We start from the raw sequence: 26,471 nt of genomic DNA on the forward strand, positions 1-26,471 counted from the left end.
ATGGCTCCGGCGTGCGCCCTTTCGCCGATGTCGGTGGGCGGACATAGACTTCATCCCCGATGCACGCGCTATTCGACCTCCCAGCCCAGCCGCCCGCCGACGACGGTAAGTCGGGCGGCGGCTCCGTCGACCGACCCGCCGGCACATCCGCCGCCCAGCCGGACGACAGAGCCGCCCGGCCCGAGGAGAAGGCGCGGCGGCCGAAGCCGTCCGCCGAGGAGCTGCTCGCCGGGCTCAACCCGCCGCAGCGGGAGGCGGTCACCCATTCGGGGTCGCCGCTGCTGATCGTGGCCGGTGCGGGCTCGGGCAAGACCCGGGTGCTGACCCAGCGGATCGCGTACCTGCTGGCCGCGCGCGACGTGCATCCCGGGGAGATCCTGGCGATCACCTTCACCAACAAGGCCGCCGGCGAGCTGAAGGAACGAGTGGCGTCCGTCGTGGGCAGCCGTGCCCGGCTCATGTGGGTGAGCACGTTCCACTCCGCCTGCGTACGCATCCTGCGCGCTGAGCACGAGGCGGCCGGGCTCAAGAGCAGCTTCACCATCTACGACACCGACGACTCCCGCCGGCTGATGACGATGGTGGCCCGGGAGCTGGACCTCGACCCCAAGCGTTATCCGCCGCGGTCGCTGGTGACGCAGGTGAGCAACCTGAAGAACGAGCTGATCGATCCGGAGTCGTTCCAGCCCGCCGGTCCGCATGAGCGGGTCCTCGCCGAGGCGTACACGCTGTATCAGCGGCGGCTGGTCGAGGCGCAGGCGATGGACTTCGACGACCTCATCATGCGCACCGTCCGCTTGCTCCAGAGCAAGCCGGAGGTGACCGACAAGTACCGGCGGCGGTTCCGGCACGTCCTGGTCGACGAGTACCAGGACACCAACCACGCGCAGTACCAACTGGTCCGGGAGCTGGTGGGGGAGACCGGCGAACTCTGCGTCGTCGGCGACGCCGACCAGTCCATCTACGCCTTCCGCGGCGCGACCATCCGCAACATTCTGGAGTTCGAGCGCGACTATCCGCAGGCGCGCACGATCCTGCTGGAGCAGAACTACCGGTCCACGCAGACCATCCTGACCGCGGCCAACGCGGTGATCGACCGCAACTCGGGCCGCAAACCCAAGCGGTTGTGGTCCGACCAGGGTGAAGGCGAGAAGATCGTCGGCTACGTCGCCGACTCCGAACACGCCGAGGCCGACTGGGTGGCCCGGCAGATCGACGCGCTGACCGACAAGGACGAGGCCCGGCCGGGCGACGTCGCGGTGTTCTACCGGACCAACGCCCAGTCCCGGGTGTTCGAAGAGGTCTTCATCCGGTTCGGCCTGCCCTACAAGGTCGTCGGCGGCGTCCGGTTCTACGAGCGCAAAGAGGTCAAGGACGCGCTGGCGTACCTGCGTGCGGTGACCAATGAGGACGACACGGTCTCCGTGCGGCGGATCCTCAACACGCCGCGCCGGGGCATCGGCGACCGGGCCGAAGCGTGCGTCGAGGCCCTCGCCAACCGCGACCGCGTCTCGTTCGGCGCGGCCCTCCGGCGAGCCTCCGAAGCGCCCGGCATCTCCACCCGGGCGGCGAACTCGATCCGCGAGTTCGTCCAGCTCATGGACGACGCCCGCGAGAAGGCCCGGACCGCACCGCCGGAAGAGGTCCTCGAACTGGTGCTGACCGGTTCCGGCTACCTCACCGAGCTGGAGGGCAGCCTCGACCCGCAGGACGAGGGCCGAGTGGAGAACCTGCAGGAACTCGTCAGCGTCGCCCGGGAATACACCGAGCGCGCCGCCGACGCCGAGGAACCGGCCACTCTGGACGGATTCCTGGAGCAGGTCGCCCTGGTCGCCGACGCCGACCAGGTGCCGAGCGACGACCCCGAGCACCAAGGTGTCGTCACGCTGATGACCCTGCACACCGCGAAGGGCCTCGAATTCCCGGTGGTCTTCCTGACCGGCCTGGAAGACGGCGTCTTCCCCCACATGCGCAGCCTCAGCGAGGTCGCCGAACTGGAAGAGGAACGGCGGCTCGCGTACGTGGGGATCACGCGCGCCCGGCAGCGCCTGTTCCTGAGCCGGGCGGCGACGCGGTCGGCCTGGGGGCAGCCGCAGTACAACCCGCCGTCGCGGTTCCTGGAGGAGCTGCCGCCGGAGGTCACGCACTGGGAGCGTACCGAGAGTTCGGCCACCACGTGGGGCGGCGGTATCGGTTCAGGCTCGCGGGAGCGCGATCGTGATCGCAACTCCTCGTTCGTCGGCGGCACCGCGCGGGCGACACAGCTCGCCTCGAAGATGGGCATCGACCCGTCCCGCCTGGCGACGGCGAGCGATCTGGCCAAGGTGCCCTCGCTCGAGCCCGGCGACCGGGTCAACCACCAGCGCTACGGCATGGGCCGGGTGCTGGCCGTCGAAGGCCACGGCCCCCGCGCCCAGGTCCAGGTCGACTTCGGCGACCAGGTGATGTGGTTGGTGCTCCGCCACGCCTCGCTGGAGAAGATCTAGATCTGGCTCCCGGGTCCGCGGGGGATCAGACCGTCGCTCCCGCCGGGCACCGGCCGGTCCGCCGGCCAGGCCCGCGCGGCTCGGTCACGCCGTCGGCGGACCGGCCCGTCAGGCCTGTGCTTCCTGCTGCCAGGTCCGCTGATCACCGTCGGCCGCCGCCCGGCACGCGCCGAATCACCGTCGGCCGCCGCCGGGTCGCCGCCAAGATCGTCGGCGGCCGCCGTTCTTGGCGGTTTCCGGGTTCTTGATCGTCGGCTGCCGACGGGAAGCGCCGTAAAACGTCCATGATCGTCGGCAGCCGACGATCATGCGGCGGACTCGGCGGAGGCGGTGGGAGCGGATAGCGGTGGGAGCGGACAGCGGTGGGCTCGTCGGTCAGCCGACGAGGTGTTCGGCGCGTTCCACGACGTTGGCGAGGAGCATGGCCCGGGTCATCGGGCCGACCGCGCCCGGCATCGGGGCGAGCCAGCCGGCTACCTCCGCGACCCCGGGGGCGACGTCGCCGGTGTAGCGGCCTTTGCCGTCCGCGCCGACCACCCGGGTGATGCCGACGTCGACCACTGCCGCGCCCGGCCGGATCATGTCCGCGGTGAGCAGGCCGGGGTTGCCCGCGGCGATGATGACGATGTCGGCGCGCCGCGTATGCGCGACGAGGTCCTTCGTCCCGGTGTGGCACAGCGTCACGGTGGCGTTCTCGGTACGCCGGGTGAGCAGCAGCCCGAGGGGGCGACCCACGGTGGTGCCCCGGCCGACGACCACGACCTCGGCGCCGTTGAGCGGGACCTCGTAGCGGCGCAGCAGCTCGACGATGCCGCGCGGGGTGCAGGGGAGCGGGGCGGGGTAGCCGAGCACCAGCCGGCCGAGGTTGACCGGGTGCAGCCCGTCGGCGTCCTTGCCGGGGTCGATCAGTTCCAGGGCACGCTGCTCGGACAGGCCCTTCGGCAGCGGCAGCTGGACGATGTAGCCGTGGCAGGCCGGGTCGGCGTTCAGCTCGGTGATGGCCTGCTCGACCTGATCCTGAGTCGCGTCGGCGGGCAGGTCCTTTCGCAGGGACGCGATGCCGACCTCGGCGCAGTCACGGTGCTTGCCCGCCACGTACGCGTGGGAGCCGGGGTCGTCGCCGACCAGGACGGTGCCCAGTCCTGGGACGACGCCCTGCTCGCGTAGCACGGCGACCCGTGCCTTCAGCTCGTCTTTGATCGCCGCCGCCGTGGCCTTGCCGTCCAGGATGCTCGCCGTCACGCCGTTCATCGTGCCAGCACAAACGTTTCCTATCGCCCGGCGGGGGTAGCAGATGTGACAACCCAGCGTCACATTCACAGACCTGTGGATAACTGACCATGATCAAAGTCCCGCCGATGTTGCTATAGCGACAGCAACGGGGCGGTCATGTCTGTTAAAAGTCTCACTTCCTAGCCCCCTGACCTGCATCATTCCACTATCTGGACCACCATATGTCTACAAAACGGACACGCCTGGTTTGCGGAGTGTGACGGCCATCTTCAAGCCAGCGGGCCTGCAGATAAGGCATAATCCGGAAATATCCGCCCGTCCGGCAGGGCGGTGCTCTATATCAGAGCAAGGAGATGCTGCGCAAGTTCACAGCACTCGATCGTCACAGAAATGTGATTGATCGAGTTTGTGCGTGCGTCGAGCTTCGCCATACCTTTGCCGGACGTTGTCGCGGGTCACAGCCTGTGACGACGTAGGAGATGAGGAGGCTCAATGCAGGTTCGCAGGCTTGCTGCCTGGACTGCGATCCCGCTCAGCGCCGCACTGGCCCTCTCGGCCTGCGGTGGTGGCGGCGACAGCGGTAGCAGCTCCAGCGGCACCGTCAGGATCGGTATTGCCGAGCCGCAGTACCTGACCCCGGCGGACACCAACGAGACCAGTGGTTCGCAGGTCCTTGCCGCGCTCTATGCGCCGCTCGTGAACTACGACGCCGATAACAAGCCGGTCGAGGTTCAGGCCGATTCGATCACGTCGTCGGACAACAAGGTCTGGACGATCAAGATCAAGAGCGGCTGGACCTTCCACAACGGCGAGGCCGTCACGGCCGACAGCTACATCGACGCGTGGAACGCCGCCGCCTACAAGGGCGCGTCCCAGAACGCGTACTTCTTCTCGCAGATCGCGGGCTACAACGACGTCGCCCCGGCGGCCACGACGGCTACCCCGTCGCCGCAGCCGACCGCGCAGAAGCTGTCCGGGCTGAAGAAGGTCGACGACACGACCTTCACCGTGACGCTCTCCGCGCCGTTCAGCGACTTCAAGACGATGCTGGGCTACACGGCCTTCTACCCGCTGCCGAAGGCGGCCTTCAACTCCGACGGCACCGTGAAGTCGGACTTCAAGGACGCGCCGATCGGTGACGGACCGTTCAAGATGGACGGCACCTGGCAGCACGACCAGAAGATCTCGGTCACCAAGTACGACGACTACAAGGGTGAGCAGCCGAAGGTCACCGGCGTTCAGTTCACCATCTACCAGCAGCCCTCGGCCGAGTACGCCGACCTGCTGGCCGGGAACAACGACGTCATGCTGACGATCCCGACCGAGAACCTGTCGACCGCCGAGGGCGACCTGGGCGACCGCTACCTGCACAGCCCGGCTTCGAGCTTCCAGTTCCTGGCGTTCCCGACGTACGACAAGAACTTCTCGAACGTCAACGTCCGGAAGGCGATCTCCATGGCGATCGACCGCCAGGCGATCGTGGACCAGGTCTTCAAGGGTTCGCAGAAGGCGGCGTACTCCTTCGTCTCGCCGGTCGTCGGCGGGTACCGCGACAACACCTGTGGTGCGAACTGCGAGTTCAACGCGACCGAGGCCAAGAAGCTCTACACGGAGAACGGCGGCCCGTCGAAGCTCGAGATCTCCTACAACGCCGACGGCGGTCACAAGGACTGGGTCGACGCCACCTGCAACCAGCTGAAGAACAACCTGGGTGTGGAGTGCGTGGGCATCCCGACCGCCAAGTTCGCCGACCTGCTCAACAAGGTTGAGAAGAAGCAGGAAGTCGGCATGTTCCGGATGGGCTGGATCATGGACTACCCGTCCATGGAGAACTACCTCGGCCCGCTGTACAGCACCAACGGCTCGTCGAACTACTACGGCTACAGCAACTCCGAGTTCGACAAGCTCGTCCAGGAAGGCCGGGAGGCCAGCAGCTCGGACGCCGCCATCCAGAAGTGGCAGCAGGCCGAGGATCTCCTCGCCAAGGACATGCCGGTGCTCCCGCTCCGGTTCGGCCAGAACAACTACGGCATCTCGACCAAGGTCAAGAACGTCGAGATCGACCTCTTCAACCGGGTCGACCTGCTGAAGATCGAGTACACCGGCTGATTTCAGCCCAGTCTTGATCGGGGTGGCGTCGTCACTCTCCGCACAACGGAGGGGGCGGCGCCACCTCCCAGTGAGCCGGGCCTCAAGATCTTTCCGGGCCCGTGCGGGGGCAGTCCCGATTTGGGGGATTCGCCCCGAACCCTCCCACATCCGGAGAGACTTGACTCATGTTCCGCTACATTGTGCGCCGGCTGCTACAAGGCGTGCTCACCTTCTTCGGCGCCACGTTCATCGTGTACAGCCTGATGTTCGCCGGCGGTGGCGACCCCATCCAGGCGCTCGCTGGTGAGAAGCCGGTCACCGCGCAGCAGCGCGCGGCGCTGACCGAGCAGTTCCACCTCAACGAGAACTTCTTCACCCGCTATCTGTACTTCCTGAAGGACTTCTTCACGGGGAACCTGACGTCCTACACCGGCCGCAACGTGTTCGAGAACGTCGGCCAGGCGCTGTCGCTGACGGGCCGCATCGCCCTGATCGCGATCACCTTCACGATCGTCGTCGGCGTCACCCTCGGTATCGTGGCGGCGCTCCGCCGCGGCGGCATCTTCGACACCACCTCCCTGGTGCTCACCCTCGTCGTGATCGGCATCCCGAGCATCGTGCTGGCGCCGCTGGCCCAGTACCTGTTCGGCATCCAGTGGAAGATCTTCCCGGTCAACTACACCTTCGAGAAGCCGTTCACCTCGCTGATCCTGCCCGGCCTCGTGCTCGGCGCACTGTCGCTGGCGACGGCGATGCGGCTGACCCGCGCCTCGTTCTTCGACAACCTCCGCGCCGACTACGTCCGGACCGCCACCTCCAAGGGCCTCACCCGCTTCCGGGTGGTCGGCGTACACGTGCTGCGGAACTCCCTGATCCCGATCATCACCTTCCTCGGCGTCGAGCTGGGCAACCTGATGGGCGGCGCGATCATCACCGAGGGCGTCTTCAACATCCCCGGCATCGGCGGTCAGCTCTACAAGGCCATTCACCTGGACGACGGGCCGACCGTCATCACCTTCGTCAGCCTCCTGGTGGTCATCTACATCGTGGCCAACCTGGTCGTCGACCTGCTCTACGCCGTACTGGACCCGAGGATCCGCTATGAGTGACTTTGAGACCGAGACCGGCAGCGAGCTGAGCACCACCGATCGCAGGTCCCTGTTCCCCGCCGGCGCCGAGCAGCCGGCCGAGATCACCAAGGTCCGCAGCGCGGCCGCCGACGCGTGGCACGAGCTGCGCCGGAACGCCGTGTTCTGGGTCGGGACGGTGATCGCGCTGATCGTGCTGGTGATGGCCATCTGGCCGTCGCTGTTCACCAACGCGGACCCCAACTACTGCGTCGGCTCCCGCCAGATGCAGGGCCCGTCCGGCGCGGCCATCTTCGGCTACAACTTCCAGGGTTGCGACGTCTGGGCACACGCCGTCTACGGCGCCCGCAACTCGCTGCTCATCGGAGCCGGTGCGGCCATCCTGGCCGGTCTGCTGGCGATGGTCGTCGGCATGGTCGCCGGGTACTTCGGCGGCTGGATCGACGCGGCGGTCTCCCGCATCATCGACGTCGCCCTGGCGATCCCGCTGATCCTGGCCGCGATCGTGCTGATGAAGAACCTGCCGAACGACGACCAGAACCTCCGGCTCTTCGCCCTCATCGCCATCCTGGGCGTCTTCGGCTGGACCACCGCCGCCCGAGTCGTCCGCTCCTCGGTGATCAGCGCCAAGCAGCAGGACTACGTCGCCGCGGCGCGGATGCTGGGCGCGGGCAACGGCCGGATCATGTGGCGGCACATCATGCCGAACGTGCTGGCGCCGTTCCTGGTGATCATCACGATCGCGCTCGGGTCGTTCATCGCCGCCGAGGCGACGCTGTCCTTCCTGGGTGTCGGGCTCCAATCGCCCAGCATCTCGTGGGGTCTGGACATCTCCGACGCCCGCGTGCACATGCGTGAGGACGCCACGCCGCTGATCGTGCCGTCGGTGTTCCTGGCCCTGACCGTGCTGGCCTTCATCATGCTGGGCGACGCCATCCGCGAAGCCTTCGACCCGAAGATGCGGTGAGGCGAATGAGTGAGCACCTCCTCGAAGTAGACAACCTCTTCATCGAGTTCCACACGCGAGATGGCGTATCCAAGGTCATCAACGGCGTGTCCTACCACCTGAACCCGGGTGAGACGCTGGCCGTGCTCGGTGAGTCGGGCTCCGGCAAGTCGGTGACGGCCCAGGCCATCATGGGCATCCTCGACATGCCGCCGGGGAAGATCACCAAGGGTCGCATCCTCTACCGGGGCCGGGACCTGCTGACCATGTCCAAGGAGGAGCGCCGCAAGACTCGGGGCGAGGAGATCTCGATGGTCTTCCAGGACGCCCTGTCCTCGCTCAACCCGGTCTTCACCGTCGGCAGCCAGATCTCGGAGACCCTGCGCAAGCGCAAGGGCATGTCCAAGGCGGACGCGATGAACCGCGCCGTCGAGCTGATGGACCAGGTCAAGATCCCGGCGGCCAAGGCGCGGGTGAAGGACTACCCGCACCAGTTCTCCGGCGGCATGCGGCAGCGCGTGATGATCGCGATGTCGCTGGCGATGGACCCGAAGGTGCTCATCGCCGACGAGCCGACGACGGCGCTGGACGTCACCGTGCAGGCCCAGATCATGGACCTGCTGGCCGAGCTGCGCCGGGACCTCAACATGGCGATGATCCTGATCACCCACGACCTGGGTGTCGTCGCCGACGTGGCGGACCGCATCGCGGTCATGTACGCCGGCCGCATCGTCGAGCACGCGGACGTCCACGCGCTCTACAAGAACCCGGCCCACCCGTACACCAAGGGGCTGCTGGAATCGATCCCGCGGCTGGACGCCAAGGGCACCGAACTGGCCACCATCAAGGGCCTGCCGCCGAACCTGCTGCGCCCGCCGTCCGGCTGCGCGTTCCACCCGCGCTGCAAGTACGCGCAGGACATCTGCGTGACGAACACGCCGCCGCTGCTCGACCTCGGCGGAGGTCGGACCAGCGCCTGCCATTTCGCGAAGGAGCTGCTCGATGGCCGAATCTGAGACCATCCTCCAGGTCGAGAACCTGGTCAAGCACTTCCCGATCCGGCAGGGCATCCTCTTCAAGTCCAAGGTCGGCGAGGTCAAGGCGGTCGACGGGGTCTCCTTCGAGCTGAAGCGCGGGGAGACGCTGGGCATCGTCGGCGAGTCCGGCTGTGGCAAGTCGACGCTGGCCAAGCTGCTGATGCGGCTGGAGACGCCGACCGCCGGGCGGGCCAAGCTCAACGGCCGTGACATCTACAAGATGGGCGGCTCGGAGCTGCGCCGGCTGCGCCGCAACGTGCAGATGGTCATGCAGGACCCGTACACCTCGCTGAACCCCCGGATGACCGTCGGCGACATCATCGGCGAGCCGTACGAGATCCACCCGGAGGCCGCGCCCAAGGGCGACCGGCAGCGCCGGGTGCGGGAGCTGCTGGACCTGGTCGGGCTGAACCCGGAGCACATCAACCGCTACCCGCACCAGTTCTCCGGCGGCCAGCGTCAGCGCATCGGCATCGCCCGCGCGCTCGCGCTGCGACCCGAGGTCATCGTCTGCGACGAGCCCGTCTCGGCCCTCGACGTGTCGATCCAGGCCCAGGTCATCAACCTGCTGGAGAAGCTGCAGGACGAGTTCGGCCTGTCGTACATCTTCATCGCCCACGACCTGTCCGTGGTCCGTCACATCTCCGACCGGGTCGGCGTGATGTACCTCGGCAAGATCGTCGAGCTGGGCACTGAGGACGAGATCTACGCGCGGCCCACCCACCCGTACACCCAGGCCCTGCTCTCCGCCGTGCCGGTGCCCGACCCCGAGGCCCGCGCCCATCGCGAGGTCATCCGACTGGAGGGCGACGTGCCGTCGCCGGCCAATCCGCCGTCCGGGTGCCGGTTCCGCACGCGCTGCTGGAAGGCCCAGGAGAAGTGCGCCGTGGAGGAGCCGCTGCTCGTGCTCCGCCCGGCCGCGGACCCCCACCCGTCCGCCTGCCACTTCGCCGAACAGCGGCACGTGGTCGCTTAACTTCAGGTTGTACGCCGAAAGGGCCGCCCCGGTTTCGGGACGGCCCTTTCGCAGTTCACTCGACTATCAGTGCTCAGTGCCAGCTGAGCTGCTGCTTCTGGCACTAGTGCCAGCTGAGCTGCTGCTTCTGGCACTGAGACTGCGTCTCAATGCCAGAAGTGCCGGCTGCCGGTGAAGTACATCGTGATGCCGGCCTTCTGCGCGGCCTCGATGACCTGGTCGTCCCGGATCGACCCGCCGGGCTGGACGACGGCGGTCACCCCGGCCTCGATCAGGATCTCCAGCCCGTCCGGGAACGGGAAGTACGCGTCCGACGCGGCGACCGCGCCCGGCGTACGCTCGACGCCTTCCTCGCCCAGGGTGTTGGCCCGGGAGACGGCCAGCCGGGCGGAGTCCAGCCGGTTGACCTGGCCCATGCCGATGCCGACGGCCGCGCCGCCCTTGGCGATGAGGATCGCGTTGCTCTTGGCGAACTTGCAGGCGCCCCACGCGAACTCGAGGTCGTCGAGCTGCTCCGCGGTCGCCGGCTCGCCGGAGACCAGCCGCCAGTTGTCCACATAGTCGCCGTCGGCCTGCAACAGGTCCCGCGTCTGGGCCAGGAAGCCGCCGGAGATCTGCTTCAGCTCCACGCCCTGCGGCTGCCAGGCCGGGGCGACGAGCGTACGCAGATTCTTCTTCGCGGTGAGGACGGCGAGCGCGTCGTCGGTGTAGCCGGGGGCCACGATGACCTCGGTGAAGACCCCGTCCAGCTGGCGGGCCATCTCCTCGGTCACGACGGTGTTGGCCGCGATGACCCCGCCGTACGCCGAGACCGGGTCGCACGCGTGCGCCTTGCGATGCGCGTCGGCGACTGACTCCAGCGAGATGGCGATGCCGCACGGATTGTTGTGCTTGACGATCGCGACGCAGGCCACGCCCTCGTAGGTGTTGCACGCGGCCCAGGCGGCGTCGGCGTCCACGTAGTTGTTGTAGGACATCTCCTTGCCGCCGAGCTGCTGCGCCCGGGCCAGCCCGGCCGCGCCCCACGGGTCGATGTAGAGCGCCGCGGCCTGGTGCGGGTTCTCGCCGTACCGCAGGTTGGCCACGCGCCAGCCGGCGATGCCGCCGAACTCCGGCCAGCTGTTGGCACCCGGGGCGGTCGGCTCCAGCTCGACCAGGTTGGCCCCGGTCCACTGGGCGATCGCCAGGTCGTAGTCGGCGATCTCGGCGAACGCGCGGGCGGCCATGGCCCGCCGCTCGGTGAGCGAGAAGCCGCCGAGCTTCAGCGCGGCGTGGATGACCGTGTAGTCCTGCGGCGCGACGACGACCGCGACGCTGTTGTGGTTCTTCGCGGCCGCGCGGACCATCGCCGGCCCGCCGATGTCGATGTTCTCGACGCACTCCTCCAGCGACGCGCCGGAGGCCACCGTCTTCTGGAACGGGTAGAGGTTCGAGACCAGCAGGTCGAACGGCTCGATACCCAGCTTCTCCAGCTCGGCGACGTGCTCGGGGTTGGTGGTGTCGGCCAGCAGCCCGGCGTGGACGTTCGGGTGCAGGGTCTTGACCCGGCCGCCCAGCGCCTCCCCGAACCCGGTGAGGTCCTCGACCCGGTGGACCGGCGGACCCACGGTCTCCAGGAAGGCAGCGGTGGAACTGGTCGCGAAGATCTCCACGCCCGCCTGGCGCAGCGCCTTCACGAGGCCCTCCAGCCCCGACTTGTCCGTGACGCTGATCAGCGCCCGCTTGATCGGCTTACGCTCGGCGGCGGCCTCGATGGTCACCCGACTGTCACCTTTCGTCCAGAGATGGTCCAACCGTTGCGGGCCATGCGCCCGACGTACTCCACGAGCTGTGCCCGCTCGGCTTCCTTGATCCGCTCGGTGAGCGTCTCCTCGGTGTCGTCGTCGAGGACGGGCACCGCCACCTGCGCGATGATCTGCCCGGTGTCCACACCGTCGTCGACGACGAACAACGTGGCGCCGGAGACCTTCACGCCGTACGCCAGGGCGTCGCGCGGGCCGTGGATGCCCGGGAACGACGGCAGCAGCGCGTTGTGCGTGTTGATGTAACGGCCGCCGAACTCCGTGAGGAACGCCTTGCCGACGAGTTTCAGGAAGCCGGCACTGATCACCAGGTCCGGCTCGTACGCCCGGACGGACTGGGTGAGCGCCTGATCCCAGGCGACCCGGTCGGCATGATCGGCGACCTTGTGCACGAAGGCCGGTACGCCGGCCGTGGCGGCCCGATCGAGCCCGGCGATGCCGTCCCGGTCCGCTCCGACGGCCACGACCTCAGCCCCGTACGCCGGATCGGCGCACGCGTCGAGGAGCGCCTGGAGATTGGAGCCCGAACCGGAGATCAGCACCACGAGCCGACTGCGCTCCTGGCGGCTCGGCGCGAGCGCCTCCCCGGCGCGGGGGCTGCGAGTGGTCACCGGCAAACCCTATCCGGCCCGGTATCTGCGATTTCGCGGACCCAGGTCGATGAAGTGCCCTATGTTGGGCAAAACACCACAAAGTTAGCTAAGACCGCCAGGAGGAGGTTGCCGTGACCTCACCGGACACACCGGAGCCGGAGCGCACAACCGGTACCCCCGACACGCCCGACACTCCGACGGGTGCGGGCGCCCACGAGGCTTCGTGGGCCGTGCCGCCCGCCGCGCCCGAACCGGTCGCCGCGCCGGATCCAGTGGGGCAGTCGAGCACGCCGGACATCCCCCCGCCGCCTCCACCGGCACCGCAGACGACGCCGTCGGCCGGCGGTTACGGCCAGCCGCAGGGCGGTTACGGCCAGCCGCAGGGCGGCTATGGCCAGGGTCAGCCGCAGGGCGGCTACGCGACGCCCGGCCAGCCCACGTACGCCCCGCCGGCGTCTCCGCCCCCGGGCGATCCGAACTCGATGATGAACCGGATGGGCGGCCCGAACAACATCCTGGGCTGGCTCGCCCTGATCTTCGGCATCATCGGCACCGGCTGCTGTTGCTGCTGGTTCCTGGACGGCGCGCCGTTCCTGGGCGGCATCCCGGCCGTGGTCCTGGGCATCCTGCATCTGCAACGGGTCAAGCAGCACCGCGCCAGCATGAAATGGCTCGGCTGGGTGGGCATCGTGCTCGGTGTCATCGCGCTTCTCGGCGCGCTGTGCAATTTCACCACCCATTGGAATGACAACCTGCACGACCAGGTCGTCGACAACTACTGAGCGAGTGGCCAGGGGCGGCCGGGGATTCGTCCGATCTCCGGTCGCCCTGCCGTGTTTTCACAGCAGCCCCACAGATTTACTTGTCAAACAGGGGTCACAACTGTTGCAGGACATGATTACAATCCCGCGTGCCCCATTGATGGGGCTGACAAGCTAAGGAGAACCCCTTATGACCCAGCCCGTCGTTCCGCAGCCGGCTGCTCCGGCCGGTAAGGACAACACCACCCTCTTCGGTGTGCTCGGCATCGTCTTCGCGCTCTGCTGCGCGCCGATCGGTGTCATCTTCGGTGTGTTGTCGCACATCCAGGCGAACAAGAACGGCAAGCCGGCCACTCTCGCGATCGTGGCCTACGTGATCGCCGCGCTGAACCTCATCGCCGGCATCATCATCAACGTGAACCGCTGATCGCGTACCTGAGACAGCGGGCGGCCCTGGAGGTCGCCCGCTGTTCCTATTCCGCCGCGGTGCGTCGGCGGGCTTCGTAGAGCGGGCGCGTCCCGAGCGCACCGATGAGGCAGCCCAGGGCGGTCACCCCCGAGCCCATCAAGGCCACGCTGAGCGGCACCGGTCCGACCTGGCCGACCGCGGTGGTCAGTCGCCCGCTCGCGACGGCCGCGGCGAGCCCCAGCACCAGCCCGGCCACCGGACCGGCGAGGATCGAGCCGGTCAGCAGGTGCCCCCACCGCACCTCCGGAATGACCCCGTCGCGCGGGCGCAACCGCCGCCGGGTCAGCAGCCAGCCCGCCGCGATGCCGGCCAATAGCGGCAATCCCAGCACGGCGTTCGCCAGCCCGCCGAGGGCGCTCTCCGGCATCGCCGCGAACGCGGGCAGCGCCGGGAGGCGTACGTCGTCGAGACCGACGAAGGAGGCCCGCACCACGCCGGCCGGTCCGAAGGCGAACCCGGGTCCGAGCAGGTAGGCGGCCGCCCACACGGCCATGTTCGGGGCCAGCGCCAGGCTTACCAGGGTCACGCCGGCCTGCCCGGTCACATCCGTCCGATAGCCCGCGAGGATCGCGTTCGCGTCGCCGCCGTGCAGCGCCACCGCCACGCCGGTCACGCCCGCGCCCGCGCCGATCACCAGCAGCGCGGCCACGCCGCCGGTCCGCGTCGCGTCTCGAATCACCTTGGGTACGCGTCGAGCGACGACCGCGATGGCACCAGTGGCCCGCAGCGCACCGAGTGCGGCGAAGATCGCTCCACTGACGAGGCCGTGCAGGGCCGCGCGCAGGGGAGCGACCCCGATCGCCCCGGCGTCGACGAACCAGCCGGACAGTCCGGTGAGGACGGCGTACGCCACGCCGAGGAGCAGCCCGATCTGGCCGACCCGGCGCAGATCCCGGCTGCCGCGCGCGCCGAGCGCCCGAGTCGTGTGCACCCCGGCCCGGAAGAGCCGCCAGCACGCCAGCGCGCCGAGCGCCAGCGGCGCCAGGGTCAGCGTCCCGAGGTCGGTCCGAAGTGGCACACCGAGACTGAGCAGCCAGCCCGCCAGCCCCACCCGTACACTCGTCGCCGTGCTCACGGGCTGATTCGCGGCGAGCAGCGCACCGGCGGTCAGCAGGGTAACGGGCAGCACCGCCGTCAACGCCGCGAGCAGGGCGTTCACCACGGTTGCCGCCATCGCCCGAGGCCACGGCAACGGGCGTACGCGTCGCGTCGTCGCCATCGCCGCGCGACCGCGCGCGCTCTGCCGGGGAACCCGGATCTCGTCGGCATCGGACGGCCCGGCCGGCTGGTGGAGATCGAACGCGACGGTCTCCCGCAGCGACAGGTGCCTCGCCTCCGCCGCCGCCAGCGTCTCTTCGTCCGGGGTGCCTGCCATCAGCGCCAACCTAACCACAAGAGCAACTCGATAACCACAAAGTACTCACGCGTCCGCTGTGTCGGCTTTACGCTCTGCTCAAGGTCGATTACTGATCGCAACGAGGGAGAGCCTGGTGACTGGACCGTATGACGCGCCGCAGTCGGTGCCGCCACCCATGCCGGTACAGCCGGCCAGGCGGGACAATTCGACCCTCTTCGGGGTGCTGGGCATCATCGTCAGCATCTGCTGTGGCGGCGTGGCGGGCGGGATCATCGGCATCATCCTCGGCAAGCTCTCCCGCGATCAGGCCCGCAAAGTCGGCAAGTCCACGGGTCTCGGCACCACCGCCATGGTCATCGGCGCTGTGGTCACCGTGGCCGCGATCATCTACTGGATCGTCTATCTGGCGAGGAGGTAGGCAGGCATGACGGACCAGAACCCGACGCCCTCGCCCTACGAGCCCCCGAGCGGCTCCTCCGGCAGCGGCGGCGACACGGGCGCCACCCCGACCTCCGGCGCGGCCGGCGGTTACGAACCACCCAGCACCGGTAGCGGGTACGACCCGAACGCTGGTGGGGGAAATCAGGCGCCGACCACCGGCGGTGGATCGATCTACGAGAGTTCGGCCTACCAGCCACCCGGTACGCCGCCACCGCCGGGCGGATCGCCGTACGGGCAACCGCCGGGCGGGCAGCAGTACCCGCCGCCCTATCAGGCGCCGGTCACTCCGGTGGCCCCAGGGAAGAACAACACGATGCTCTTCGGCATCCTGGGCATCGTCCTCGGCGTGGTCTGCTGTGCCCCGCTGGGCATCCTGTTCGGCTGGCTCTCGATGAACGAGGCCAAGAAGACCAACAGCGACGCCACCCTGGGCAAGGTCGCCTTCTGGCTCGGCATCGCGCTCACCGCGGTCGCCGTGATCGGTGGTCTCATCGCGCTCTGCGCGGGCGTCTTCAGCAGCAACAACTCGAATTACTAGGCGAACGCGAGGAGCCCCTGGCGCCGGATGACGGCACCGGGGGCTCCTTCAGGCGTACCCGTTGAACTAACGACCCATGATCTCGCGCATCAGGCGGGCCGTCTCCGAGGGGGTCTTGCCGACCTTGACCCCGGCGGCCTCGAGGGCCGCCTTCTTCGCCTCGGCGGTGCCGGACGAGCCGGAGATGATCGCACCCGCGTGACCCATGGTCTTGCCGGGCGGCGCGGTGAAGCCGGCGATGTAGCCGACGACCGGCTTGGTCACGTTGGCCTTGATGAACTCGGCCGCGCGCTCTTCGGCGTCGCCGCCGATCTCGCCGATCATGACGATGGCCTCGGTCTCCGGGTCCTCCTGGAAGGCCGCGAGCGCGTCGATGTGCGTGGTCCCGATGACCGGGTCGCCGCCGATGCCGACGCAGGTGGAGAAGCCGATGTCGGCCAGCTCGAACATCATCTGGTAGGTCAGCGTGCCGGACTTGCTGACCAGGCCGATCCGGCCGGAGCCGGCGATGTCGGCCGGGATGATGCCCGCGTTGCTCGCGCCGGGCGACGCGATGCCGGGGCAGTTCGGGCCGATGATCCGGGTCTTGGCGCCCTTGGCCACGTTGTACGCCCAGAACGAGGCGCTGTCGTGGACCGGTACGCCCTCGGTGATGACGACGGCCAGCTCGATGCCGGCGTCGATCGCGTCGATGACCGCGGACTTGGTGAACGCCGGCGGCACGAAGATGACGGAGACGTCGGCGCCGGTCGCGGCCATGGCGTCGGCCACGGTCGCGAAGACCGGTACCTCGGTCCCGTCGAAGTCGACCGTCGTGCCCGCCTTGCGCGGGTTCACGCCGCCGACGATGTTCGTCCCGGCCTTCAGCATCCGGCGGGTGTGCTTCGACCCCTCGGAGCCGGTCATGCCCTGGACGATGACCTTGGAGTCCTTGGTGAGCCAGATGGCCATGTCATGCCCCCACTGCGGCGAGCTCAGCGGCGCGCTTGGCGGCGCCGTCCATGGTGTCGACCCGCTCTACCAGCGGGTTGTTCGCGCCGTCCAGAATCGCCCGGCCGGCCTCCGCGTTGTTGCCGTCCAGCCGGACGACCAGCGGCTTGGTGACGCTCTCGCCGCGCTCGCCGAGCAGGGCCAGCGCCTGCAGGATGCCGTTGGCGACCGCGTCACAGGCGGTGATGCCGCCGAAGACGTTCACGAAGACGCTCTTGACGGCCGGGTCGGACAGCACGATCTCCAGACCGTTCGCCATCACCTCGGCGCTCGCGCCGCCACCGATGTCGAGGAAGTTCGCGGGCTTGACGCCGCCGAACTCCTCACCGGCGTACGCGACCACGTCGAGGGTCGACATGACCAGACCCGCGCCGTTGCCGATGATGCCGACCTCGCCGTCGAGCTTGACGTAGTTGAGGTCCTTGGCCTTGGCGGCCTGCTCCAGCGGGTCGACCGCCGACTTGTCCTCCAGCGCCTCGTGATCGGGGTGGCGGAAGCCGGCGTTCTCGTCCATCGTCACCTTGGCGTCGAGGCAGAGCACCTTGCCCTCGGCCGTCTTGGCGAGCGGGTTGACCTCGACCAGCGTGGCGTCCTCGGCGACGAAGGTCTGCCACAGCTTCACGGCGATGTCGGCGACCTGGTCGGCCACCTCCGCCGGGAACTGCCCGGCGGTCACGATCTCGCGGGCGATCTCCGGCGTCACGCCGACGGTCGCGTCGATCGGGCGCTTGACGACCTTGTCCGGCGTCTCGTGCGCGACCTGCTCGATCTCCATGCCGCCGGCGACGCTGGCGATGCAGAGGAAGGTCCGGTTGGCCCGGTCGAGCAGGTAGGAGAAGTAGTACTCGTCGGCGATGTCGGCGGTCTCCGCCAGCATCACCTTGTGGACCGTGTGGCCCTTGATGTCCATGCCGAGGATGTCGTTCGCGCGGTCGAAGGCCTCGTCCGGCGTCGCCGCCAGCTTCACGCCACCGGCCTTGCCTCGGCCACCGACCTTCACCTGAGCCTTGACAACCACGCTCTTGCCAAGGCGCTCGGCGATCGTCCGGGCCTCTTCGGGGGTCGCCGCCACGCCGCCGCCGAGCACGGGCAACCCGTGCTTCTCGAAGACGTCGCGCCCCTGGTACTCGTACAGGTCCACGTAAGCGTCCCGTTCCGTCCGTCTGGGGAGCCCGTCGCCTGATGAGACGGGCCATCTTAAGCGGCAGCCTAGCTTCCGCCCCCCTCCCGAACGGCCGTTCGGGTACCCATATGTGCACGATCCCACAGCCGGGCGCATCGCCCCACGTCGACCGGCGTACGCCCAGCCGCCCGGCGGCGCAGCCGGGACGGAACATCCGCCGGATCTTTTTTCTCCGGCCGCGTAACCCGCCCGGTCAGACCTCGTTGAAGTGGATGTCGGAGCACTGAGGGGTGGCTCTGACAAGGTAAAACGGCCGATGCCCTGTCGGTCGAGGGGTGGCGGCGGGGCGTCGTGCATATGAGGAGCCGGACGTGTGAGGGGTGCGTCCGGCTCCTCCCTTTTCTGCTCTCCGCGCCTGGCCGAGCCGGAATCGGGAGTGACCCGCTCCGGGCGGTCAGCTCACAGTGGTGGGGACGTGGGCGCGGACCCAGTCGACGATGGACTGAGTGGTCGCGCCGGGGGTGAAGATCTTGGCGACGCCGAGCGACTCCAGCTCGGGGATGTCGGCGTCCGGGATGATGCCGCCGCCGAACACGACGATGTCCGTCGCCTGGCGTTCCTTCAGCAGTTCCACGACCCGGCGGAACAAGGTGAGGTGCGCGCCGGAGAGTACGGACAGGCCGATCGCGCCGGCGTCCTCCTGGATGGCGGTCTGCACGATCTGTTCCGGCGTCTGGTGCAGCCCGGTGTACACGACCTCCATGCCGGCGTCGCGCAGTGCCCGCGCCACCACCTTGGCTCCCCGGTCGTGCCCGTCGAGGCCCGGCTTGGCGACGACCACCCTGATGGGATCCGACATTTGCTTCCACCCTCTCGGCCTGCCCGCCGTCCATCGCGGGCCTTAACGAACGGTAACCTGCGGAAGCCTTGACTGGTAAGCCGGTCGGAAGCTACCGCAGGGTTCTCCAAATGCGACGGAGAGTAATCAACGATTTTCCTGCCTAATAGTGTCGGACTCGGACACTTCGTGTCGCACACTCGCACTGTCCGTATGTTGATCACGCATCGGAGCTTGTGTGAACCCCTAGGGGTTCGCTACGTTGTCCCGCAGTGCCTTTGACTGCGCTACCGATGCACAAGGTCAGGATCACCTGAAATTCACCGAGGTGGTCGGGTCCGGAGAACTCCACCGGGCCACATCGACGGAGGGTGTTTGCGTTGCAGTACCGGCCAGAGCCGCTACGAGAGCGCGATAAGTATCGAGGACGCCGTCGCGTCCCGACTCCTCCCCGCAGCCGATACGTCGGCGTAGTCACCACCGCCCTGGTCGGAGCCGGAATCGTCGCTCTGGGCGCCGGCGCCGCGATGCCCGACCAGAAGGCCGACGCAGGAGCACTCGACAACACCGGCAGCGCGGCCCTCGCGCAGGAGCGTAACGCCGCCGCCGATCAGACCAGCCGTAACGACCGCACCGGTGGTGCCGGGCTGGCCTCCACCACCGTCGCCGCGTCCGACGCCTGGCTGCTGCCGCTGCACGATTACGAGTTCACCTCCAACTTCGGCATGCGCTGGGGCCGCCCGCACAAGGGTGTCGACCTCGCAGCGCCGGAAGGCACGCCGTTCACCGCGGTGCACGACGGCACCGTGGTCATCGCCGAATGGCGCGGCGGATACGGGAACATGGTCATGATCGACCACGGAAACGGTCTGGCCACTGTGTACGGCCACTCCTCGCAGCTGCTGGTCAAGGCGGGCGACCACGTGAAGGCCGGTCAGGTCATCGCGCTCGTCGGCAACACCGGCCAGTCGACGGGACCGCACCTGCACCTGGAGATCCACGTCAACGGCGAAGCCGTCGAGCCGGTCGCCTGGTTCAAGCAGCACGGCGTCGATCTGAAGCTCGAGATGGAGAACATCTTCAGTTAGGCCTATCGACCACATTCGCCCACACCGTTTCGGTGTGGGCGTTTTTGCTGGTCCCCGGCTTGCCCAAGGCTGCCCGTCGAACGCCCAGATGTCCGATTCAACGTGATGATAGTCACATGCGTCACTGTGACTCAGGTCATGCCCCTGAATTGAAATAAATTCTGCGGGAATGGGCGGTTTCCCCGGATACCCGTTACCCCTAAGGGTCGCCACTAGGGCTCTGACCAGGCAATCTTGGGCCTCGTGTCAACGAGGACCGAGGGAGGCATTGGTGCCTGAGGATAATTCGAAGACCGTTCTGGACGCTGGGCGACGCCGGGTGGCGTACCTCGTCACCCGGGTTCGGGGCGGACTCGCCAGCAAGAGCCGCAAGGTCATTGTGGTCACGGCGCTTGCCGGCATCACCGGAGTGGGGCTCGCCGCGGCGAACCTCTCCACCACCCCCACAACCCCCACATCAGCTGACGCTTTGGACTCTTCCCGGAACGCCGCCGCGATGATCGCCGACCGGTCGGCGCGGGACGCCGCCGCTTCGGCATCGGCTTCTGCCTCGGCATCGGCCGACGCCGCGAAGAAGGCGGCGGACGCGAAGAAGGCCGCCGAAGCCGCCGCCGCGAAGAAGGCAGCGGAAGCCAAGAAGGCCGCCGCCTGGGTCAGCCCGCTTCCCGGAGCGCAGATCACCTCCTGCTACGGGCAGCGGTGGGGCGTACTGCACGCCGGGATCGACTTCGCCGCCGCCGAGAACACCCCAGAGCACGCGGTCGGCGCGGGCACCGTGGTCGCCGCGGGCTGGAACTACTCCGGCTACGGCATCTCGGTGCTGATCGACCACGGCAACGGGACCTACACCCACTACGCGCACATGAACAAGACCGCGGTGAAGGCCGGCCAGAAGGTCACCCCCGGCCAGGTCATCGGATACGAGGGCTCCACCGGCGACTCGACCGGTCCGCACCTGCACTTCGAGGTGTGGAAGGGCATGTGGGGCCAGATCAACCCCGCCTCGTGGCTGAAGTCGCATGGGATCGCGACCAGCTGCAGCTGACGTAACCCCCAAGGATCACCCCCCGATATCACCCCCGATATCGAAAGCCGCCGCCCACGCCGGAACCCCCTGGCGCCGGGCGGCGGCTTCGTATGCTGCGGTGGGCGTACCACTGAAGAACACACGAACCGGACCCGGACGGCCCTGGACCGGGCTGCGGGGCTATGGTGCGAGACGTCCGGCATCGCCGGTCGTGAACGTGAGGATGCGAGCCCGTGGGCCGCAGTTTTGGGAAGGTCTGAACAATGGGCAAGAAGGTCACCGTCGTCGGCGCCGGCTTCTACGGCTCGACGACCGCGCAGCGCCTGGCGGAGTACGACGTCTTCGAGACGGTGGTGCTCACCGACATCGTCGAGGGCAAGCCCGAGGGCCTCGCGCTGGACATGAACCAGTCCCGCCCGATCGAAGGCTTCGAGACCAAGATCGTCGGCGTCACGACCGGCCCGAACGGCGAGGGCTACGAGGCGATCGCCGACTCCGACATCGTCGTGATCACCGCCGGCCTGCCCCGCAAGCCCGGCATGAGCCGCATGGACCTCCTGGGCGTCAACGCCAAGATCGTCCGTGGCGTCGCCGAGCAGGTGGCCAAGCACGCCCCGAACGCCGTCGTCATCGTCGTCTCCAACCCGCTCGACGAGATGACCGCCCTCGCCCAGATCGCCACCCAGTTCCCGAAGAACCGGGTCATGGGCCAGGCCGGCATGCTCGACACCGCGCGCTTCACGAACTTCGTCGCCGAGACCCTCGACGTCCCGGTCAAGTCGGTCAAGACGCTGACCCTCGGTTCGCACGGCGACACCATGGTCCCGGTCCCGTCCCAGTGCACCGTCGACGGCAAGCCGCTCACCGACCTCCTGCCCGCGGACAAGATCGAGGAGCTGGTCGTGCGTACACGCAACGGCGGCGCCGAGGTTGTGGCGCTGCTCAAGACCGGCTCGGCGTACTACGCGCCGTCGGCGGCCGCGGCCCGCATGGCCAAGGCGGTCGCCGAGGACAGCGGCGCCGTGATGCCGGTCTGCGCCTGGGTCGACGGTGAGTACGGCATCAACGGGGTCTACCTGGGTGTCGAGGCGGCCATCGGCGCCGCCGGCATCAAGTCCGTCGTCGAGACCGCGCTGACGGACTCGGAGTTGGCCGGGCTCAAGGAGGCCGCCGAGGCCGTCCGGGCCAAGCAGGCGGACATCGTCAGCCTCTGACGTACCGTGGATGGGGGCGGGCTCTCCGCCCCCATCTGCTTGTCGGGGGTGGACGGTAGGGTGTCGGGCTATGGGACTTGACCTCGTTGAACTGCTGCCTGGTGAGTGGCGGGACGTCATGAAGCCACACCTCGATCTGGAGGCCGTGGGACGCCTGTCGTCCTTTGTGGAGTCTGAGTACGCCACCCAGACGGTGTATCCGCCCCTCGACGATCTGTTCGCGGCTTTCCGGCTGTGCGCGCCGGCGCAGACCCGGGTGCTGATTCTGGGGCAGGATCCCTATCACAAGCGGGGCCAGGCACATGGCCTCAGCTTCAGCGTCCGGCCGGGCGTCTCGGTTCCGCCGTCGCTGCGGAACGTTTACAAGGAGATCCAGGAAGACCTCGGCGTGACGCCGCCGTCGAACGGCGACCTGACCCCCTGGGCGCAGCAGGGCGTACTGCTGCTCAACGCGGTGCTGACCGTGCGGGAGGGCAAGCCCACCAGCCACGCCGACCACGGCTGGGAGTCCTTCACCGACGCCGCGATCAAGGCCGTCAACGAGTCGCCCTACCGGGTCGTCTACCTGCTCTGGGGCAGCTACGCCCGGAAGAAGGCGGCGCTGGTCCGCAACCCGAACCACGTGGTCGTCGAGGCGGGGCACCCCAGCCCGATGAATCCGCGTGGCTTCCTCGGCTCCCGCCCGTTCTCCCAGGCTAACGCCGCCCTCCAGGACGCCGGTCGGGGCGAGGTGAACTGGGGCGCCTGAGCGGGTTTCGGCCGATTTGGGGGTGTGATCCTGGCGGGGTTCCCGCCCCCGGTCGGCACCTCGGAGTCAATGGCAGTACGCTCGTACTGTTAATGCGACTTGCCAACACCTCCGAGGGGAGCGCCCGGCACCATGGCGAAGATCAAGGTGACCAACCCGGTCGTCGAGCTCGACGGCGACGAGATGACCCGGATCATCTGGAAGCAGATCCGAGAGCAGCTGATCCTGCCCTATCTCGACGTCGACCTGCACTACTACGACCTCAGCATCGAGCACCGTGACGCGACCGACGACCAGGTCACGATCGACGCGGCCAACGCCATCAAGCAGCACGGTGTCGGCGTCAAGTGCGCGACGATCACGCCCGACGAGGCGCGCGTCGAGGAGTTCGGCCTGAAGAAGATGTGGAAGTCGCCGAACGGCACGATCCGCAACATCCTCGGCGGCGTGATCTTCCGCGAGCCGATCATCATGAGCAACGTGCCGCGGCTCGTCCCGGGCTGGACCAAGCCGATCGTCGTCGGCCGTCACGCGCACGGCGACCAGTACAAGGCGACCGACTTCGTAGTCCCCGGCCCCGGCAAGGTGACCGTCACCTACACCCCGGCCGACGGCAGCCAGCCGATGGAGTTCGAGATCGCCGACTTCCCCGGCGGCGGCGTGGCCATGGGCATGTACAACTACGACGACTCGATCCGCGACTTCGCGCGCGCCTCGTTCAGCTACGGCCTGCTCCGGAACTACCCGGTCTACCTGTCGACGAAGAACACCATCCTCAAGGCGTACGACGGCCGGTTCAAGGACATCTTCGCCGAGGTCTTCGAGGCCGAGTTCAAGGCGGAGTTCGACGCCAAGGGCCTGACCTACGAGCACCGGTTGATCGACGACATGGTCGCCGCCGCGCTCAAGTGGGAAGGCGGCTACGTCTGGGCCTGCAAGAACTACGACGGTGACGTCCAGTCCGACATCGTCGCCCAGGGCTTCGGCTCGCTCGGCCTGATGACCTCCGTCCTGATGACGCCAGACGGGCGTACGGTCGAGGCCGAGGCGGCCCACGGCACCGTCACCCGGCACTACCGGCAGTGGCAGAAGGGCCAGAAGACCTCGACCAACCCGATCGCGTCGATCTTCGCCTGGACGCGGGGTCTGGCCCACCGGGGCAAGCTCGACGGCACCCCGGCGGTCACGGAGTTCGCCGACACGCTGGAGCAGGTCATCATCGACACCGTCGAAGGCGGCGCGATGACCAAGGACCTCGCCCTGCTGATCGCTCCGGACGCGCCGTGGCAGACCACCGAGGAGTTCATGAACACCCTCGACACGAACCTGGCCAAGCGACTCTCGGCCTGACCGCGTTACTCCGGTTTGGGTGATTCGTTACGAATAGTGAGGGCGGAGCCAGCCGCACTCACCCGAAGTGAATTCACCTGCTGTCCCTTCCCCGGGGCGGGCTCCGATGGGAGTCCGCCCCGTCCCTTATCCCGGGCGCGATCATGCTGTCGGGGAGTTGATCAGGGTCGCGGGGACACGACACGCCGGTTGATCACGACCGATAGTTCATGATCGCGCGGAGAGAACGGGGTCAGGTGAGGCGTTGGTCTTGGACGGTGAAGCCGGCTCCGGTCAGCGCGTCCCGGAGGGCGTCGGCCATCGCGAAGTCCCGGTTGGCCCGGGCCAGCTCGCGGGCGGCGCGTACGGAGGTCAGCAGGGCGGGGATCGCCTCGTGCGCGTCGGTCGCCAGCTGACCGAGCTGCAGGATCATGCCGCGCAGGAGGCTGCGGGCGTGCTCGTGGTCGGGGGAGACGTTGGTGTCGGCCGCCCAGTCGTCGATCGCGGTCTCCAGTTCGAGCGCGATGGCGACGCATTCCTGCACGTCTTGGGCGGCGAGTGCGGTGGCGAACCGGGCGTCGAGCGCGTCGGCGACTTCGCCGACGGAGGCGGCGCCGGGTTCGGCGAGCGGTCCCGTAGGCGACGCCGGGGCGGGGGGAGCGACAGCGGCCGCGGCCGTGGTGTCGGCGAGCGCCTCCAGCGGCAGCGTACTGCCGGTGGGGTAGACGCGGCTCTCCCCGCGTCGCCGCAAGGTCAGCCCGCCTTGGCCGACGACCTGCACCGATCCGGTCGGAAGGTCGACGAGGGCGGCGGTGTGCTCGTCGATGCCGACGATCACCGATTCCTCGGGCAGCCACTGCTCCATCCGGGCGAGCCGGCCTTCGCCGAGATAGCAGAACCGGGTGTCGTGGTGGCCGCCCTCGGCGTTGTCGTAGTGCGGGATGATCACCGCCGGTACGCCGGTCAGCTCGCGGAAGATGTCCAGCGCCGGAACCCAGTGCGGATCGAGCCCGGCCTTGTAGATCTCGTAGACCGGAATGGCGTGGGACCCGAGGGTCAGCGCTGCGGCACTGGCGAAGACGACGACCTTCGACTTCGTGATCAGACCCGGGATCGGCGTGTCCCGCCAGTGCGTCAACGCGTACGTGGGGGAGCCGGGACCGGCGAAGAGCCACTCGGCCTGCCGCATGGTGGTCAGCGCCCGTTCGGCCTCGACGGCCGGCAGGTCGCGGCGGCGCCAGGAGACGACGCCGATGTCCCGGCCGACGCTGGCCTTGAAGTACGCCACCGCCCGCGCGGAGATGTCGTCGGCGTTGGACTGGAAGCCGTAAGGAGTGTCGAGCAGGACGGCGGGAGCGTCGCCGACGCGGTCGAGGATCGCTCGATGCGGTTTGATCATGGTGGGCGTCGTCTCGCCCGATCCCATGAGGACGATCAACTCGGTCATCGGTTCACCCCGCCAGGCTCAGCAGATCGGCGGCCAGCTCCTTGGGCCGTTGGGCATGCAGGTCGTGGTCGCCGCCGGCGTACGCCTGGACCCGGGCGTCGGGCAGCGCGGTGGCGGCCCGGTCGACCCGGGCGCGCGTCCGCTCCGCCCGGACGGGGTCGTTGGGCAGTGCCGGGAGCAGCAGAGTCGGCGCCGTGATCCGGGGTAGCCAGTCCCAGACGGGGTGGTACCACATGTCCCGGACGATCTCCATGTGCCGGGGGATCGGCAACCGCCGCTCGACCGTCCCGTCCGGCAGCTCACGCAGGTTGTACGCCGTGGCCGAGACGGCGGCGTCGGACCAGTCGGGATGCGCCTTCCGCAGGTACGCCTCGAGATCGCCGGCCCGCATCCCGTCCACCGACGGCGGCCGCAGCGCCTGCTCGCAGTCGGCCCAGTCGGCGAACTCACCAGCCAGGTCGATCCAGCCGCCGTCGACCAATGCCACCGCCGACACCAGATCCGGATGCTCGGCGGCGAACCGCACGACGACGTTGCCGCCCCAGGACTGCCCGACGGCGATCACCGACTGCAGGTCGAGTGCGGCGCAGACCGCGGCGAGGTCGTTCGCGGCGGTCGCCGTGTCGAAGCCGCGGTCGGGCAGCGTCGAGTCGCCGTGCCCTCGCAGGTCCACGGCCCAGGTCGGGTGACCTGCTGCCACCAGGGCGGTCGCCGTCTCGTCCCACAGCTGCGCGTTGGAAGCCAGCCCATGGACCAGCAGGAATCCACGACCAGGCGCGCCTTCCCCGAAGTGGCGCACACTCAGGACGGCGTCGGGCAGCGTGACATGCAGCGGTCGCATGCCCCCGA

General features: G+C 68.4%; 24 protein-coding genes. 15 read left to right on the plus strand and 9 right to left on the minus strand.

Features of this window, described 5'->3' with window-relative positions; genetic code table 11:
* Positions 1–59 precede the first annotated feature (59 nt).
* A complete protein-coding gene (pcrA, locus tag HDA40_RS25340) occupies positions 60–2,486 on the plus strand; it encodes a DNA helicase PcrA (RefSeq protein WP_253760054.1) in 2,427 nt (808 codons plus the stop codon).
* 375 nt (positions 2,487–2,861) lie between these two features.
* Here pcrA and HDA40_RS25345 read toward each other — a convergent pair whose 3' ends face one another.
* Positions 2,862–3,728 (minus strand): bifunctional methylenetetrahydrofolate dehydrogenase/methenyltetrahydrofolate cyclohydrolase, encoded by an 867-nt coding sequence (locus tag HDA40_RS25345; protein ID WP_253760055.1) that lies wholly within the window; start codon positions 3,726–3,728, stop codon positions 2,862–2,864.
* A gap of 483 nt (positions 3,729–4,211) precedes the next feature.
* On the opposite strand from HDA40_RS25345, the gene HDA40_RS25350 reads away from it, so the two are divergent.
* The 5 genes from HDA40_RS25350 to HDA40_RS25370 all read left to right on the plus strand — a co-directional run bounded on the left by HDA40_RS25350 (position 4,212) and on the right by HDA40_RS25370 (position 9,857).
* Complete coding sequence (locus HDA40_RS25350) at positions 4,212–5,828, plus strand: peptide ABC transporter substrate-binding protein (protein WP_253760056.1); 1,617 nt, start codon at positions 4,212–4,214, stop codon at positions 5,826–5,828.
* A 167-nt stretch (positions 5,829–5,995) separates the two neighbouring features.
* Positions 5,996–6,919, plus strand: coding sequence for an ABC transporter permease (locus tag HDA40_RS25355; RefSeq protein WP_253760057.1), 924 nt, complete (start codon positions 5,996–5,998; stop codon positions 6,917–6,919).
* Positions 6,912–7,865 carry an ABC transporter permease gene (locus tag HDA40_RS25360; RefSeq protein WP_308197762.1) on the plus strand — a complete coding sequence of 318 codons (954 nt, stop codon included), beginning with the start codon at positions 6,912–6,914 and terminating at the stop codon, positions 7,863–7,865. The genes HDA40_RS25355 and HDA40_RS25360 overlap by 8 nt, the downstream gene beginning before the upstream one ends.
* A gap of 5 nt (positions 7,866–7,870) precedes the next feature.
* Complete coding sequence (locus HDA40_RS25365) at positions 7,871–8,860, plus strand: ABC transporter ATP-binding protein (protein ID WP_253760058.1); 990 nt, start codon at positions 7,871–7,873, stop codon at positions 8,858–8,860.
* The gene (locus tag HDA40_RS25370) at positions 8,847–9,857 is read left to right on the plus strand and encodes an ABC transporter ATP-binding protein (RefSeq protein ID WP_253760059.1); all 1,011 of its coding nucleotides are present in this window, start codon (positions 8,847–8,849) and stop codon (positions 9,855–9,857) included. Before HDA40_RS25365 ends, HDA40_RS25370 begins: the two co-directional genes overlap by 14 nt.
* Before the next feature lie 146 nt (positions 9,858–10,003).
* On the opposite strand, the gene purH is transcribed toward HDA40_RS25370, so the two are convergent.
* Both purH and purN read right to left on the minus strand, forming a co-directional pair.
* Positions 10,004–11,617: a bifunctional phosphoribosylaminoimidazolecarboxamide formyltransferase/IMP cyclohydrolase gene (gene purH, locus HDA40_RS25375; protein ID WP_253760060.1), complete on the minus strand. Its 1,614-nt coding sequence runs from the start codon at positions 11,615–11,617 to the stop codon at positions 10,004–10,006.
* Positions 11,614–12,270 carry a phosphoribosylglycinamide formyltransferase gene (purN, locus tag HDA40_RS25380; protein WP_253760061.1) on the minus strand — a complete coding sequence of 219 codons (657 nt, stop codon included), beginning with the start codon at positions 12,268–12,270 and terminating at the stop codon, positions 11,614–11,616. Before purN ends, purH begins: the two co-directional genes overlap by 4 nt.
* Positions 12,271–12,383: 113 nt before the next feature.
* Here purN and HDA40_RS25385 point away from each other — a divergent pair, with 113 nt between their 5' ends.
* Both HDA40_RS25385 and HDA40_RS25390 read left to right on the plus strand, forming a co-directional pair.
* Entirely contained in the window at positions 12,384–13,034 is a 651-nt protein-coding gene (locus HDA40_RS25385; protein ID WP_253760062.1) for a DUF4190 domain-containing protein, read from the plus strand.
* A 169-nt stretch (positions 13,035–13,203) separates the two neighbouring features.
* Entirely contained in the window at positions 13,204–13,440 is a 237-nt protein-coding gene (locus tag HDA40_RS25390; protein ID WP_253760063.1) for a hypothetical protein, read from the plus strand.
* Positions 13,441–13,486: 46 nt separating this feature from the next.
* Here HDA40_RS25390 and HDA40_RS25395 read toward each other — a convergent pair whose 3' ends face one another.
* On the minus strand, positions 13,487–14,857 hold the full coding sequence (locus tag HDA40_RS25395; RefSeq protein WP_253760064.1) for a cell division protein PerM: 1,371 nt from the start codon (positions 14,855–14,857) through the stop codon (positions 13,487–13,489).
* Between the two features lie 115 nt (positions 14,858–14,972).
* On the opposite strand from HDA40_RS25395, the gene HDA40_RS25400 reads away from it, so the two are divergent.
* Together HDA40_RS25400 and HDA40_RS25405 are read left to right on the plus strand one after the other, a co-directional pair.
* Complete coding sequence (locus HDA40_RS25400; RefSeq protein ID WP_253760065.1) at positions 14,973–15,257, plus strand: DUF4190 domain-containing protein; 285 nt, start codon at positions 14,973–14,975, stop codon at positions 15,255–15,257.
* A gap of 6 nt (positions 15,258–15,263) precedes the next feature.
* Positions 15,264–15,818 (plus strand): hypothetical protein, encoded by a 555-nt coding sequence (locus HDA40_RS25405; RefSeq protein WP_253760066.1) that lies wholly within the window; start codon positions 15,264–15,266, stop codon positions 15,816–15,818.
* A gap of 66 nt (positions 15,819–15,884) precedes the next feature.
* On the opposite strand, the gene sucD is transcribed toward HDA40_RS25405, so the two are convergent.
* The 3 genes from sucD to icmB form a co-directional block, all read right to left on the minus strand.
* Entirely contained in the window at positions 15,885–16,769 is an 885-nt protein-coding gene (gene sucD, locus HDA40_RS25410; RefSeq protein ID WP_253760067.1) for a succinate--CoA ligase subunit alpha, read from the minus strand.
* 1 nt (position 16,770) lies between these two features.
* Positions 16,771–17,949 (minus strand): ADP-forming succinate--CoA ligase subunit beta, encoded by a 1,179-nt coding sequence (gene sucC, locus HDA40_RS25415; RefSeq protein WP_253760068.1) that lies wholly within the window; start codon positions 17,947–17,949, stop codon positions 16,771–16,773.
* 436 nt (positions 17,950–18,385) lie between these two features.
* A complete protein-coding gene (icmB, locus tag HDA40_RS25420; RefSeq protein WP_253760069.1) occupies positions 18,386–18,790 on the minus strand; it encodes a coenzyme B12-dependent isobutyryl CoA mutase small subunit in 405 nt (134 codons plus the stop codon).
* 506 nt (positions 18,791–19,296) lie between these two features.
* Here icmB and HDA40_RS25425 point away from each other — a divergent pair.
* From HDA40_RS25425 to HDA40_RS25445, 5 genes are all read left to right on the plus strand, one after another.
* Positions 19,297–19,857: a M23 family metallopeptidase gene (locus HDA40_RS25425; RefSeq protein WP_308197764.1), complete on the plus strand. Its 561-nt coding sequence runs from the start codon at positions 19,297–19,299 to the stop codon at positions 19,855–19,857.
* Between the two features lie 271 nt (positions 19,858–20,128).
* A complete protein-coding gene (locus HDA40_RS25430; RefSeq protein ID WP_253760071.1) occupies positions 20,129–20,902 on the plus strand; it encodes a M23 family metallopeptidase in 774 nt (257 codons plus the stop codon).
* Positions 20,903–21,147: 245 nt separating this feature from the next.
* On the plus strand, positions 21,148–22,098 hold the full coding sequence (mdh, locus tag HDA40_RS25435; RefSeq protein ID WP_253760072.1) for a malate dehydrogenase: 951 nt from the start codon (positions 21,148–21,150) through the stop codon (positions 22,096–22,098).
* 70 nt (positions 22,099–22,168) lie between these two features.
* Positions 22,169–22,846 carry a uracil-DNA glycosylase gene (locus tag HDA40_RS25440; protein WP_275978305.1) on the plus strand — a complete coding sequence of 226 codons (678 nt, stop codon included), beginning with the start codon at positions 22,169–22,171 and terminating at the stop codon, positions 22,844–22,846.
* 132 nt (positions 22,847–22,978) lie between these two features.
* Entirely contained in the window at positions 22,979–24,196 is a 1,218-nt protein-coding gene (locus HDA40_RS25445; protein ID WP_253760073.1) for an NADP-dependent isocitrate dehydrogenase, read from the plus strand.
* Positions 24,197–24,428: 232 nt separating this feature from the next.
* Here HDA40_RS25445 and HDA40_RS25450 read toward each other — a convergent pair whose 3' ends face one another.
* Complete coding sequence (locus HDA40_RS25450) at positions 24,429–25,622, minus strand: hypothetical protein (protein ID WP_253760074.1); 1,194 nt, start codon at positions 25,620–25,622, stop codon at positions 24,429–24,431.
* 4 nt (positions 25,623–25,626) lie between these two features.
* The gene (locus tag HDA40_RS25455) at positions 25,627–26,463 is read right to left on the minus strand and encodes an alpha/beta fold hydrolase (RefSeq protein WP_253760075.1); all 837 of its coding nucleotides are present in this window, start codon (positions 26,461–26,463) and stop codon (positions 25,627–25,629) included.
* Positions 26,464–26,471: the final 8 nt, after the last annotated feature.

This window comes from Hamadaea flava, assembly GCF_024172085.1.
GTDB classification, from domain to species: Bacteria; Actinomycetota; Actinomycetes; order Mycobacteriales; family Micromonosporaceae; genus Hamadaea; species Hamadaea flava.